Genomic DNA, 12,294 nt, shown 5'->3' with positions numbered 1-12,294 from the left:
GCATCGTGATCCTCGTCAGCGGCGGAGCCTTCGGACTCTGACGTAGCGGCAGCGATCCAAACGGCCCCGACCGGGCGCACCCCTCTCGGTTCAGACCGCGACACCTACCTGCAGCCAGTCCTGCGTGATCGCGGCAACAAGACCGCCACGGAGCGCTGCAAAAACCCCGCCACCAAGCGAACGAAGCCACAGCCGCCGGTGCGACCGCGTGCCCTGGCTGCCGCAAGTCCGTCCTGCACGCGCTCGGCAAGAAGGTCGCGTTCCATCTGAGCCAGTGCCCCGAGGATCGTCAGCAGCGCGGTGCCGAACGGCCCCGTGGTGTCGATCTCCGGGAACGCGAGGACCCTAAAGCCGATGCCTCGCTCCTTCAGCTCGGTCGTGAAGTCGAGCATCTCGCCCGTGCGACGTAACAACCGGTCGAGCGTCTGCACAACCAGCACGTCGCCCGCGCGCATGTAGTCGAGCGCGGCATCGAGGCCCGGACGCTTGATCGTGGTGCCGGTTACCCCGTGGTCGGTGAAGACCTTGGAGCAACCGTCTGCTTCCAGGGCGTCGATCTGGCGATCGAGCACCTGATCACGCTTCGACACCCTGGCGTACCCGATCTTCTGGCCAGTGGATGCGCCAGAACTCCATCCTCCAGCCGCAGCGTTATGACGCGGGGTTTTGACGCTCTCGTTCACTTGGGATCACCACCCTGTCCGGACAGCGCGCCAGAATCAGATGTATTCGACGCACCTGCGATTTGGGCCGCAAGGCGCTCTTCGCAGCGCTCTGCATCCCAGACCAGCACGGCTGCCCCAAGCTTGTAGTACAGCGCCCCCAGCCCTTCCCAACCGGCGGCGTCGACAGGAGCTGTGGTGGAGTGTCGAGATGCAATGCAGTTTGTACGACAGCACGCCTGACAGCTTGTACAGGAGGGTCAGATTTCGCTAGTCGTACAAAGTAGATCACCGTGTGCGGTTGACGCTTCGACCCCCGGGCCTCCACGCATAGCCGCGGCATAGCGATCCCCCACGGCCCGGACGCCGCGTGCTGATCCGCGCGGACGGGGCCGGCGGCACGAAGGAGTTCACCAAATGGCTGACCGGGCGCAGGGTGGCGTACTCGGTCGGTTTCACCCTCCCCATGGACACCCCCGACCTCTACCACCTGGTCCCGGAGTGGGTTTGGGTGCCGGCCCTCAACAGCGATGGCGAGGCTCGCGAGGGGGCCGATCTTGCTGACTTCACCGGACTGCTGGATCTCGACGGCTGGCCTGCCGGGATGCGGGTGATCGTCCGCCGCGAACGGCCCCACCCCGGCGCTCAGCTGCGGTTCGACGACGTCGACGGCTACCGGCTCACCGCCTTCGCCACCAACACCACCCTCGGCACCCTCCAGCAGCTGGAACTGCGGCATCGTCGACGCGCCCGCTGCGAAGACCGGATCCGGATCGCGAAAGACACCGGCCTGGCCAACCTCCCGTTGCACGGGTTCGACCAGAATCGGATCTGGTGCCAGATCGTCGCCCTGGCCTCCGAGTTGCAGGCCTGGAGCGCGATGCTGGCCCTGGCCGGTCATGAAGCCCGCCGCTGGGAACCGAAACGGCTCCGCTACCGGCTTTACACCATCCCCGCGACCCTCGCCAGAAGAGCCCGCCGCACCGTCGTCCACTTCAGCGACCGATCCCGCTGGGCCGAGCTGATCATCGACAGCATCACCCGACTCCGAAACCTCCCGGCACCCGCCACCTGACCCTCAGACCTCCACATGTCCCTCTGAATCTTGCAGCTCCCGGCCTGGAAACCCGCACCGCAGCGTCACGCGGGGTCTTGTCGCACCCACCTGCAAGAATCAGAACAACCTCGACGCCACCAGCGCCGACCAGCCCCACACAGGGCCGTCATGAAAGCACGAGGTTAGTCGCACGGATCAGAGCCTTGTAGTGGAAGCTATCCGCCTGGTCCCATGCGTCGTCGATACACTCCTGAAGCTTCTTGGCCATCGCGTGCCACACCTCGTTCGCGCCGGGGAGATGTTTGGTTTCCTGATGCAGTTGCAGCAACATGCTGGGGCACCGGTTGGCTTCATACCTGGGCGTCAACAGAAGGCCCGGGGTGGGCTGCGGGATGGAATCCGGACCGCTTGATATTCATGTTTCAGGCTGCCTTGTTGGTTTCGTACCAGTCCTGCTCTGCCTCGTTCGGGGTACGATATTGAAGCGCGGAATGCAACCGTTTCTGATTGTAACGCAACTCGATGTAGCGTGCAATATCCCGGATAGCATGCCGCCGAGTCGGATACACGGTCCGATGAACCCGCTCCACTTTCAAGGTCGCATTGAACGACTCCGCCCACGCATTGTCATAGCAGATACCAGTCCGTCCGACCGACCGAACAATCCCAGCCGCGCGCGTGAACTCGGCAAACTCGGCCGACATGTATTGAGTCCCGCGATCCGAATGGAAAATCGTCTCCCCGCTGCGGATATGGCCATTACTGATCGCCATGGCCAGGGCGTCGGTGACCAGCTCGGTTCGCATGTGCTCGGCCATCGCGTACCCGACGACCTTCTTCGTGCAGCAGTCCAGCACGGTGGCCAGATACACCCACCCCTGCCAGGTCGGAATGTAGGTGATGTCGCCGACCAGCTTGAGCCCGGGCTCGTCGGCGGTGAAGTCCCTGTTGACCAGATCCGGCAGATCCTTCGCGTCAGCCGGGATCGTGGTCCTGGGCCCGCTGCGGCGCGGCTGACAAGCCACCAAGCCGCGCTCGGCCATGATCGCACGCACCGTCTGCGGGTCACACGGCCTGCCTGCCCGCACCAAGGCGGCATGGATCCGTCGGTAGCCGTAGGTGGCGTCGGAGTCGGCGAACAAGACCTCGATGATGTCGCCGAGCTCGTCGCGCCACCGCTGGGTCACCGAGACCGGCCGGTTGAGCCACTCGTAGTAGCCGGCCCGCGACACCCTCGCCCACCGACACATGCTCCGGATCGAGTAGTTGCCTTCTTCGCTGTTGATGAACGCGTACTTCGCGGTCACCGGAACTCTTTGGCGAAGAAGGCCGCCGCTTTTCCCAGGAACTCCCGCTCGGCCTTCAACTCGCGGACCTCTTTACGCAACCGTGCCAGTTCAGCACGCTCCGGTTCGCTGATCTCCGGTAACTCATCCGGGTGGTCCCGCCGATACGCATTCACCCAATTCCTGAGTGTTTCCGAGCCGATACCATGATCACGCGCGACCTCGGCAACAGTCCGCGACGACTCAATCACCGCACGAACCGCCTCCGCCTTGAATTCCGGGCTGAACTTCTTCCGGGTCATTCGATCCCTTCCATTTCTCCCACGGATTCTACCGGTGGGGGCTCTTGGTCCGGAAACAATCCCTCACCTCAGGGGATTGGTGAGGCCGTGGTACCCGTCGAACAGGCCCCAGCCGATGACTGCGGCAATCATCAATGAAAACGTCAGGCCGCCGCTCTCCTCAGCAAAGAAACCCCCTATGCGCAGCCCGATGTCGACGAGGATCGCCACCAACGCCAACGCGCCCGCGGTGATGGGGAGCCAGCGCGCCAATGGCCCAGGACCGATCCGCACCCCGTCGCCATGCAGGTCGAGACGCAGGACCCCGGCACGCCCGCGCCGGTTCACGAAGGTTGAACCGACCACTGCCAGCAGCGCCAAACTGATCGCCAACGAGGAGGTGATCAGCCAGGGCATCCCATACGTCAGCCCAAGCGCCAGGCCAGCCACTGCAGAGAATGGGAACAGTGCCACCCCGATCCACGACGAGCCGGGCAGCGGTGCCTCGGGAGGTGCATCCACCTCGACGACGGTGCGGTTGTCTTCCATTCAGCGCCCCTCCGGAGTCGGTGTCCCCAGGATAGTGCTCAGCTGTCACCCAAGTTCGGGGGCCGGGCGTGGCGGTTTGGGTGAGCATCGCCGTCGAGACGTGCCTGAACCCGGGCCGCATGACGCAGGCCCGGGTCCGGCCAACACAGCCGCTGAGGGCTAGGCGGCGCGGCGGCGCAGCAACAGCCACACCCCGGCTGCCGCCAGGACGACTACGCCCGCTCCGATGCCCACGGCGCCCCAGATCCCCTCAGAGCTTTCGGAGGGCGCCTCCTCGGCCGCAGCATCGCCTGGTTCTGGTGCCTCCCCGGTCTCCATCGCATCAGTTCCGCCAACGACCCCGCGGATCCACTCAACTTGGTCGGCCACCGGCGCCACTGCGACGGCAGCATTGGAGGTCATTTCCTCCTCGGTCGGGTTGTCCGGGTCTTCGAATAGGCCGGCGGACATGATGGCGGCGACCTTGCCGTCGGCAAAGATCGCGCCTCCTGAATCGCCCGGCTGAATGCGTGCGCCGTCCTTCAGCGCGACCTCGAGGGCCGTGGGTGCCTCGTACAGTGCGAGCGGCGACTCCCCGCGGATCTCGGCCTGGGCAGAGGGCAGTTTGGTGGAGCCACCCGAACCGTCGGAGGACCAGCCATAGATATTCACATCCCCGGTGGGCACCTCATCTGCCACCTCGGCGAATTTCTCCAGGACCATCTCCTGCTCGGTGTGCAGCAGGGCGATATCCCCCCGAGGGGCGATCTCGTGGCGATCGACCTGGTATACCTTTTGCTGATCGCCCTGGCCGATGCGCACGGAGCCCCCTGGCTTGGCCGCAGCGTCGACACAGTGGCGGGCGGTGATTACCCAGTGGGGATCAATTGCGGTTCCGGTGCACACTCCGTCATCCGGGTCGGAATCATCGACACGCACGGAGACGACCGGCTTGGCCTCCTCGGTCTCCTCCGCGAAGGTTGTGCTCTGCAGTGCAGCAGCAGGCGCGGCGCCGAGCGCTCCTGCTGCGATCACTCCGGCGACGACGCTAACTACGAATTTTTTCATTTTTTTCCTTTCCAACGACCGCGGTGATGCGGCGAAGCAGAGTTTCGATAGGGCCACGCGTAAAGATCGCGAGCCAGACATAAGAGATGACGATGGCGCCGGCTAGGCTGACCCAGATGCCGAACCATTTCGGCGCGAGCCAATCGGCCGTGAGCACGTGGATGCAGTACACGGTCAGTGGCATGCGACCTAGTGGCGCAAGCCAGCCGATCCAGCGTCGCAGCAGGCAGCACAGCGAGCAGACACCCACCGACGTGCCGATGCTGCCCATGACATCACCAAGCCCTCCGGTGTGGCCGTTGGCGTCAAAGAACTCAGGCAGCAGGACGTACCAGCGCAGCGCGAGATTCGCGACGAACAGCACCGTCCCGACGACGAAGCCGACAATGAGGCGCCTCGGGGCGATCATGTGCCTTTGGAACAGTATCCCGGCGACCATCAGCGTCGCCCACATCACTGGCGAGTAGGGCCAGAACGCGGCAATCAGCACCACTGAGCCGGAGGACAGCACCGCTGAGCCGAAGGCCAGAACACAGGCCAGCCACAGGAGTACGGGCGAGCTCCAGCGCGGCGCCCAGGCGAGCAACGCCATGCACAGTCCGATGGTGCCGAGTACTACAAACACTTGCCCGGTGAATGGGGCGAGAGCGAAATGCATGCCGATCAGGCACAGCCCGCGCACGATGAACTGGGCGGGGCGCGCCCGCATGTAGCCCATCGACACTCCGGAGATGAATGCGAAGAGCGCGGCTGGGAAGCCGTAAAACACCTGCACGGCCAGGCCGTCGAGGAAGGTCAGGTGCGCGACCATCATGCCGACCAGCGCCACGGCCCGCGCAACGTCGATACCAACGTTTCGGTCAACGTCGATACCAACGTTTCGGTTCTGCATGGCCAGGACGCTACGCACCCCGATGTTGCGAGAACGTTAACGTCGACGCGACAGGCAGGCGGTTACGATCGATGCCATGACGATCCGTGTTCTCGTCGTCGACGATGAAAGCTACCTCGCCGATGCCATTTGCACCGCGCTGAACGGCGCGAACATGGAATCCGCCGCGGCCTATGACGGTGCGGCTGCGCGTTCGCTGATCGACGAGATCCGCCCCGACGTCCTCGTGCTGGACCGGGACCTGCCCGGTATCCACGGCGACGACATCTGCCGATGGGTCGTCGATACCCACCCGGCTACGAGGGTGATCATGCTGACCGCCTCGGGGACGCTCGACGACCGGCTGACGGGCTTTGACCTCGGCGCGGACGACTACCTTCCCAAGCCTTTTGAGCTCCCAGAGCTGATCGCGCGGGTTGCCGCGCTGTCCAAGCGCAGCCTGCCGGTGCGCGGCGAGATCTACCGCTGCGGCGACGTGCGACTGGACACTTCCCGCCGGGAGGTCACCCGGGGCGGCGCACGCGTTTCACTCAGCCCGAAGGAGTTCGCGGTGCTGGAGGTGCTCATGGGGGCAGCTGGCGCGGTGATCTCCGCGGAGGACCTGCTCGCGCAGGCCTGGGATGAGAACGCCGACCCCTTCACGAACTCCCCGCGCGTGACGATCTCACACCTGCGCAAGAAGCTGGGCGAACCGCGCATCGTGCACACCGCGGCAGGATCTGGCTACTACGTGGCGGAGGTGCCGCGATGAAGCTGAGTCTGCGCGCGCGCATCACCGTGATGTTCGTGGCTACCGTCCTGGGTGTGGGCCTGGCGCTGATCGGGCTGGTATACGCCTATTTGAAGCTCACCCCGGTGCCGTTTCTGGCCAAGATCCCCACCCCGGATGACGGCCTGGTGATTGACGGGGCAGTGCCCATCACCGATGAGATCCTGCGCCGCGTGCTGCTGGCTTCCGTGGTTGCTCTGGCGCTGCTGACCGCAGTCGCTGGGCTGATCGGTTGGTTCGTGGCCGGTCTGGTGATCAAACCGCTGCGGGAGATCGCACACGACGCTGCGACCGTGACGCGCGGTGACCTGGGCGCCCGTATCAGCCACGAGGGGCCTGCGGATGAGGTGGGCGAATTGGCGGCTGCGCTCAACGTGATGCTCGACGCTCTGGCGGGTGCCCTTGAGCGGCAACGCCGTTTCGCGTCGAATGCCTCTCATGAGTTGAAGACACCGATCGCGACGATTCAGACGATGGCAGATGTGGCGCTGGCCAGCGGTGACGGAGCGTCGCTGCGGGAGACTCTGGGCCGGGTTCGCGAGGTCAACGCGCGGGCCGCTCAGACCATAGCTGCGTTGTTGCAGCTGGCGAACGTGGACATCCGCGACAGGCAGGAGATGAATCTGGCTGCCCTGTGCCGTGACATCACGCACGGGCAGGACGTGCCGGTGGCGGCCGAGCCGGTCACGGTCGCAGCCTCCCCGACCCTGGTGCGCCAGGCGGTGGAGAATTTGGTGCGCAACGCGATCACCCACGGTGAGGACGCATCGTTGACCCTGACGAAGGTGGGGCAGAATGCGGAGATCATCGTGGAATCCGGTGGCCCTGCTTTGGACACGGCCGAGATCCGTACGTGGATCGAGCCTTTCGCCCGAGCGCAGCGGACCGCAGGTGCCGGCCACGGTCTGGGTCTGGCGCTCGTCGACGCAATTGCGAAAGCCCACGGCGGTTCGTTGGAACTCACGCCGCGGGCTGGAGGTGGGCTCGCGGCGACGCTACGCCTACCTGCTTAGACAAGCGTCGGCGCGTCGCACTGGGCGGACGGGTGCAACCTGTGCAGTGGGGTTGGTGCACAGCTCGCACCTGCTCCGGCGTCGGTAGGGTCGAGGCATGGTGTTTAGCTGAGCGGTTTGATACCGACTACGGTTCCAAACTCTTCACCTAACGCCCGCGAGGCGGTGCCCGCCGTCGTTGGGTGTGGGCTGACCCCGTTTCGTAGGTCCAGTCGTTATGAGAGTCGTCCTGTTGCCCGCGGTCGCGGGCAGGGAGACTGGTCAGATCATGACGAACAGCAGGAAGCGTCACACCCCGGAGCAGGTCGTCCGTAAGCTCGGGCAGGCCGACAGGATGCTCACCGATGGTCAGGACGTCGCGGCGGTGTGCCGGGAGCTGGGGGTGTCCGAGCAGACGTACTACCGGTGGCGGAACCAGTACGGCGGCCTCAAGACCGACGACGCAAAGCGCCTGAAGGAGTTGGAGAAGCAGAACGCGACCCTGAAGCGTCTGCTCGCGGAAGCGGAGCTGGAGAAGGCCGCGCTCAAGGAGCTGGCTGAGGGAAACTTCTAAGCCCGGACAGGCGCCGCGCCGCCGTCGATCACCTCAAGCGCAAGTTGCGGGTGAGCGAACGGATGGCGTGCCGTCTGGTCGGGCTGAGCCGCTCCGCGTACCGGCGACCGCTCAAGGGCGACACGGTCACGGACCCGGATCGGGCGCTCAGGGAGTGGCTGCGCGCCTGGGCGAAGGACCATCCCCGCTACGGGGAGGGCATCGCTCGTGTGACAAGCGCTAGGGTCAACACAGCCTTACGTCGTCACGGAGTTCGTCTGCTGATTGTCGACGATGTGCACATGCTGCGACTGACCGAACGCTCTGGGCGGCAGGTTCTCGACTACCTCAAGACCCTCAACAGTGAACTTGGCTTCCTGCACGGGACGATGATCTTCGTCGGGCCCGACCTCGCTGCGGCCCCCATCTTCGAGGATCCACAGATCCGTAGCCGACTTCGCATCCACGATCTGACACCGCCGGAGATCGCGTCGGTGGAAGGCCGCCGCAGATGGCAGGCCTTTCTGTGCGGCTGTGAGGAGATCCTGCTGCCGTACCTTCCTGGAGCCCAGGAGGGGGTTCTCAGCCGACAACACGCCGGGTTCATCTGGCACCGCACCCAGGGCTTCATTGGCGATACTACCGCCTTGCTGATCGGCGCTGTCATCGAAGCTCTGCGGTGTGGACGACGAACCATAACGCACCAAGACTTGGCCGCAGTCCCACTCTCTGCCCGTGCCCACGATCAACAAGCCTCGCTGGAGCATCGACGAGGAAGGACGCGCGCATCGTGACACTGCCGGTCGTCCCTATCCCCGAGCCGGGAGAATCACTGCGCTCCTACGTGAGCAGGCTCGAGGACCGTAACAACCAACGCCCGGGCACGCTGGCCAGAGTTCACGGGGGAGGAGTCTCGGCCGACTGGGCTCACTTATCCGAGCTGACCGGTCTCCCACAACCGCAGCTGCGTTGCCTTGGGTGGGGGGACTACCCCGGCTGCATCGTCGGAGCACGCGGATCGACAGGCTGGCGTCTCCGCCAGGCCCAATGGTGGTGTCCCACCTGCCAACTCCTGACCGGGGCATGGCAGCGTTCCTGGGAGCTGGCCTGCCTTCCGGTGTGTCTCTCCTGTGGCACAGCGTTGTCCACCTACCCCGCCGCAGAGCATGAGCCTGAACCAGTCACGGCCCAATGGGTATTCAAGGACATCTGGGCACGCGTAAGGCAATCGACAACGAGTCGGCGCGCACGCCAGTGGCTGGGGCGACTCCTACGTGTAACCCGGCTGCTGGCCGTCACCGCTGACACCTCCTGGCCCCAACCCATGCCCGCAGCCATGGTCACAGACCTCAACACATGGGGCTACCACCCCCCTGATTCCCCTGCCGCGATAGCCCGCCTACTTCCCTTCGCTCACCGCCTCATAGGAACCAGTGAAGAGCGGCCCATCCTTCAAAGTGCCTTTCGCACGGCTTGAGAGGCGAGAGCCGCCCATCCCGCGTTCCCTGCTGCCCAAACCGCCCAGAGCCAACCCCACGACGACCTACCCTGTGCTGGCAACAGTTCCTTCTGCGATCGACGAGCAACGTCGTCGGCGTCTCCAAGACGATCTCGAAGGCTTCGATGTCAATCTCGTCCCAGCAATAGCCTCCGATGACAGGGGCCAGTTCCTGCCGGACCCAGACCAATGGTCCACGGCGCAAGAAGCGGCGCTTGCGATCCACATGCTGGCTAACCCCCGACGCGACGGCCAGGCCGGCTGGGCCACTGAGGCCCTCCAACACTTCCATCTGCCAACGCAGCCATCTACCGAGGAGGCGTTGTCCTACGCGCGATCACCCTCTGGCTTCACGCATAAGGAGACACGCCCTAGTCCTGACTGGGGGTGCCCCGAGTCGTCGATGTAGATGAGGCGATCAAGGGAGGGCGACATGGACCTGCATCCTAGTTGTGAAGCCGCCTCGGCCTGAGGCGATGGCCCCCGAAGTGGGGTGGGTCGTAGGCGTCACTGGGCACCCAGACGATTCGAAGGGTGAACCCGCGCGTCGGCGACCTGCTGCAACTCCTCGAGGGTCAGCAGCTGGTCAAACCGGCCGAACCCGCGCTCGCGGCCGTCCTTGACCCGTCGATACTCCGACAGCATCCGCATGTAGGTGTCGAGCATCAGGCGGTGGGAGTTGCCGTGGTCGTTGCGCTCGACCTGTGGCTGGAGCTCTCTCCAGCGGTCATCGCGCATTTGGTACTCGACGTAGGACGCCATGTGGCTTTCCAGCGAGTCGTTGTGGTCGAAGCCTTGGAACTCCAGTTGGCGGGCCAGCTCGTCGTCTACAGGGGTGCCCTGTTGCTTGAGGTGGTCGATGCTGAAGGTGAGGATGCGGAACATCTGGAGGATGTCGGAGACGCGGCCACAGTCTCGCTTCGACAGTTCCGTTTTCAGCCCTGCGACTTCCAGCCAGTACTCGCCGGCGAATCCGTCTTCCAGGATCCTCGCGCGCCGGAGCTGGTAGTCCAGGTCGCCGTCGACGTCGTTCGAGTCCTCGGGCAGCACCCGACCAAGGATGCGGTGCAGCAGAGCCAGCACCTGACGATCGGTGGTCCTCATGCTTTCCGGTGCAGGCTCATCACCGTGGTGCGGCCGCGACTCAGACACGGGGACCACTGCCTCCATCAGGAGGTCTCGGACGTACTCGCTGAGCGTCACCCCGTTGGCGTCTGCCAGCTCCTTGAGTTGATCGCGGACGAGGTCATCGACCCGTACATTCAGCACAGCCATCCCGACTCCTTTACAATATGACAAAATTGTAGCGTCGTCATACAGCATACTCCAGGATGCTCGGCCCGGTCAGGAGGCGCGCGGTTCCCACAGGTCGCGGTGGTCGGCGACGAACCGGTCGAAGCGGGTCGCCGGGCTGCCCGTAAGTCGCCTGATGCTCCGGTTCGGGGCCGCGGAGGCGTTGAGCCGCACCACGCGGTAGATCATCTTCTGGACCGCGATGTAGTCGGCTGGTCGGCCGTCGGCGGCGAGCTGGGCGAGGTGCTCGTGTTCGGTGGGGTGGGTGTAGGTGATGGGCCGGCCGAGGACGCGGCTCATGATCTGGGCGACATCGGTGTAGCTGAGGGACTGTTCCCCCGACAGGGTGTAGGCCTTGCGGTCGTGTCCGGGTTCGGTGAGCACTGTCGCTGCGACGGCGCCGATGTCGCGGGCGTCGATGAACGCGGTGCGTGATCTGCCGGCCGGGACCCGGATCTCGCTGTGGCGGGCAATGTCGTCGGCGTAGGTGCTTGACAGGTTCTGCATGAAGAAGTTGGGTCGCGCATATCTTGCGGTCTGTTGCTATGATGGTGTCACCTCCTAGGGCACCTCCTGGTAGGCACGCGAAAACCTCCGGGCTTTTGCTCCACCTGATCCGATTCGGTCGCCAAACTTCATACGGCTCAGGTAATGACTTCTCCGATACCCCAGCTCCCCGAGCTGGGGTATCGCTCATTTATGCGGTGTCAATGGGTAACTCCCCTTCGTTTGGTTCAGGCTGAGGCATCCAGTTCGGCACGCCGCGGTCGCTCAGCTCCGTTTCCAAGTGGTCGATTACCAGTTCGAGGAACACACTTGAAGTCACACCGGAGTTGCGCGCGATCTGGTCGAAGCGCTCTTTGCGGTGCAGCTCGATTGACCACGCTGCGCGCACGGGCGCGATGCGTGATCCTCGTGGTGCTCGCCTAACGGTCATGCCACCACACTACAGGTAGATGTAGAAGTAGCGCCACCAAAGACACGTTGATTGCTTGGCGTGTCGTCGGTAGTCGCTGTTCTTTGTAGAAACCCTCATGGCGATCGCGCAGCCGGCGGCAGGGGTTCCTACAAAGACTGAGGGCCGGTAGCGCGTTAGCGTTACCGGCCCTCAGTGCTGGTGGGGCTACAGGCCGCGTGCAACGGCGGCCGCCGCACCGAGCCATGCGCGCTGAGTTGCGGGGCGCAGCGCCGCGACGTTTAGCCAGCCTTCGACCATCTGGGGGTCGTGGGGGATTGTGGCGACCTCGCGTGCGAGGCTGGTGAAGCCGTTGACGACGGTGCTGATGTTGGCTCTGTTGCAAAAATCGTGAAGCTTGAGCATGCTTGGCGGAGATTGGACGGACGGAACGATGACGGATTTCAAGTGGCGCCATTTCCAGGGTGATGTGATCCTGTGGGCGGTGCGCTGGTATTGT

At 64.4% G+C, this 12,294-nt stretch carries 12 protein-coding genes and 4 pseudogenes; 6 read left to right on the top strand and 10 right to left on the bottom strand.

Going from position 1 to position 12,294, the window contains the following annotated elements:
- Positions 1 to 104 precede the first annotated feature (104 nt).
- The gene (locus H5399_RS17460; protein WP_220491113.1) at positions 105 to 683 is read right to left on the bottom strand and encodes a recombinase family protein; all 579 of its coding nucleotides are present in this window, start codon (positions 681 to 683) and stop codon (positions 105 to 107) included.
- A 334-nt stretch (positions 684 to 1,017) separates the two neighbouring features.
- Between H5399_RS17460 and H5399_RS17455 the strand changes: the two are divergent.
- Positions 1,018 to 1,737, top strand: a pseudogene (locus H5399_RS17455) (transposase); the annotation flags it as partial.
- 148 nt (positions 1,738 to 1,885) lie between these two features.
- On the opposite strand, the gene H5399_RS17450 reads toward H5399_RS17455, so the two are convergent.
- The 5 genes from H5399_RS17450 to H5399_RS17430 form a co-directional block, all read right to left on the bottom strand.
- The gene (locus H5399_RS17450) at positions 1,886 to 2,050 is read right to left on the bottom strand and encodes a hypothetical protein (protein ID WP_182784988.1); all 165 of its coding nucleotides are present in this window, start codon (positions 2,048 to 2,050) and stop codon (positions 1,886 to 1,888) included.
- 91 nt (positions 2,051 to 2,141) lie between these two features.
- Positions 2,142 to 3,307, bottom strand: a protein-coding gene (locus H5399_RS17445) for an IS3 family transposase (protein ID WP_182784986.1) whose coding sequence is annotated in 2 segments (ribosomal slippage) — positions 2,142 to 3,061 and positions 3,061 to 3,307 — 1,167 coding nt in all. Because the reading frame shifts where the segments join, the coding sequence is not laid out codon by codon here.
- Positions 3,308 to 3,370: 63 nt separating this feature from the next.
- Positions 3,371 to 3,835 carry a hypothetical protein gene (locus H5399_RS17440; RefSeq protein WP_182784984.1) on the bottom strand — a complete coding sequence of 155 codons (465 nt, stop codon included), beginning with the start codon at positions 3,833 to 3,835 and terminating at the stop codon, positions 3,371 to 3,373.
- 159 nt (positions 3,836 to 3,994) lie between these two features.
- The gene (locus H5399_RS17435; RefSeq protein WP_182784982.1) at positions 3,995 to 4,882 is read right to left on the bottom strand and encodes a trypsin-like serine protease; all 888 of its coding nucleotides are present in this window, start codon (positions 4,880 to 4,882) and stop codon (positions 3,995 to 3,997) included.
- Positions 4,863 to 5,774: a DUF418 domain-containing protein gene (locus tag H5399_RS17430; RefSeq protein WP_182784980.1), complete on the bottom strand. Its 912-nt coding sequence runs from the start codon at positions 5,772 to 5,774 to the stop codon at positions 4,863 to 4,865. Before H5399_RS17430 ends, H5399_RS17435 begins: the two co-directional genes overlap by 20 nt.
- Positions 5,775 to 5,856: 82 nt before the next feature.
- On the opposite strand from H5399_RS17430, the gene H5399_RS17425 reads away from it, so the two are divergent.
- The 5 genes and pseudogenes from H5399_RS17425 (at position 5,857) to H5399_RS18730 (ending at position 9,565) form a co-directional block, all read left to right on the top strand.
- A complete protein-coding gene (locus tag H5399_RS17425; protein ID WP_182784991.1) occupies positions 5,857 to 6,525 on the top strand; it encodes a response regulator transcription factor in 669 nt (222 codons plus the stop codon).
- Positions 6,522 to 7,556 carry a HAMP domain-containing sensor histidine kinase gene (locus H5399_RS17420; protein WP_182784978.1) on the top strand — a complete coding sequence of 345 codons (1,035 nt, stop codon included), beginning with the start codon at positions 6,522 to 6,524 and terminating at the stop codon, positions 7,554 to 7,556. Before H5399_RS17425 ends, H5399_RS17420 begins: the two co-directional genes overlap by 4 nt.
- A 268-nt stretch (positions 7,557 to 7,824) precedes the next feature.
- Positions 7,825 to 8,303: pseudogene (locus tag H5399_RS17415) on the top strand (transposase); the annotation flags it as partial.
- A gap of 15 nt (positions 8,304 to 8,318) precedes the next feature.
- Positions 8,319 to 8,882 (top strand): TniB family NTP-binding protein, encoded by a 564-nt coding sequence (locus H5399_RS18325; protein WP_370585827.1) that lies wholly within the window; start codon positions 8,319 to 8,321, stop codon positions 8,880 to 8,882.
- Positions 8,768 to 9,565 carry a TniQ family protein gene (locus H5399_RS18730; RefSeq protein WP_370585826.1) on the top strand — a complete coding sequence of 266 codons (798 nt, stop codon included), beginning with the start codon at positions 8,768 to 8,770 and terminating at the stop codon, positions 9,563 to 9,565. The genes H5399_RS18325 and H5399_RS18730 overlap by 115 nt, the downstream gene beginning before the upstream one ends.
- A 528-nt stretch (positions 9,566 to 10,093) precedes the next feature.
- On the opposite strand, the gene H5399_RS17405 is transcribed toward H5399_RS18730, so the two are convergent.
- From H5399_RS17405 to H5399_RS17390, 4 genes and pseudogenes are all read right to left on the bottom strand, one after another.
- The gene (locus tag H5399_RS17405) at positions 10,094 to 10,861 is read right to left on the bottom strand and encodes a YfbU family protein (RefSeq protein ID WP_182784974.1); all 768 of its coding nucleotides are present in this window, start codon (positions 10,859 to 10,861) and stop codon (positions 10,094 to 10,096) included.
- A 69-nt stretch (positions 10,862 to 10,930) separates the two neighbouring features.
- Positions 10,931 to 11,395, bottom strand: a pseudogene (locus H5399_RS17400) (NmrA family NAD(P)-binding protein); the annotation flags it as partial.
- A gap of 181 nt (positions 11,396 to 11,576) precedes the next feature.
- Positions 11,577 to 11,774 (bottom strand): hypothetical protein, encoded by a 198-nt coding sequence (locus tag H5399_RS17395; RefSeq protein ID WP_220491111.1) that lies wholly within the window; start codon positions 11,772 to 11,774, stop codon positions 11,577 to 11,579.
- A gap of 228 nt (positions 11,775 to 12,002) precedes the next feature.
- Positions 12,003 to 12,294, bottom strand: a pseudogene (locus H5399_RS17390) (hypothetical protein); the annotation flags it as partial.

Origin of the sequence: Tessaracoccus sp. MC1627 (genome assembly GCF_014164725.1) — a bacterium.
GTDB lineage: Bacteria > Actinomycetota > Actinomycetes > Propionibacteriales > Propionibacteriaceae > Arachnia.
The sequence above is the reverse complement of the archived record's forward strand: the minus strand, read 5'-3'. Positions and strand labels throughout refer to the sequence as shown.

Coding starts and splice junctions, on each gene's coding strand:
- H5399_RS17450 (WP_182784988.1), bottom strand. CDS start 2,050: ATGTTGCTGCAACTGCATCAGGAAACCAAACATCTCCCCGGCGCGAAC.
- H5399_RS17420 (WP_182784978.1), top strand. CDS start 6,522: ATGAAGCTGAGTCTGCGCGCGCGCATCACCGTGATGTTCGTGGCTACC.
- H5399_RS17440 (WP_182784984.1), bottom strand. CDS start 3,835: ATGGAAGACAACCGCACCGTCGTCGAGGTGGATGCACCTCCCGAGGCA.
- H5399_RS17435 (WP_182784982.1), bottom strand. CDS start 4,882: ATGAAAAAATTCGTAGTTAGCGTCGTCGCCGGAGTGATCGCAGCAGGA.
- H5399_RS17430 (WP_182784980.1), bottom strand. CDS start 5,774: ATGCAGAACCGAAACGTTGGTATCGACGTTGACCGAAACGTTGGTATC.
- H5399_RS17405 (WP_182784974.1), bottom strand. CDS start 10,861: ATGGCTGTGCTGAATGTACGGGTCGATGACCTCGTCCGCGATCAACTC.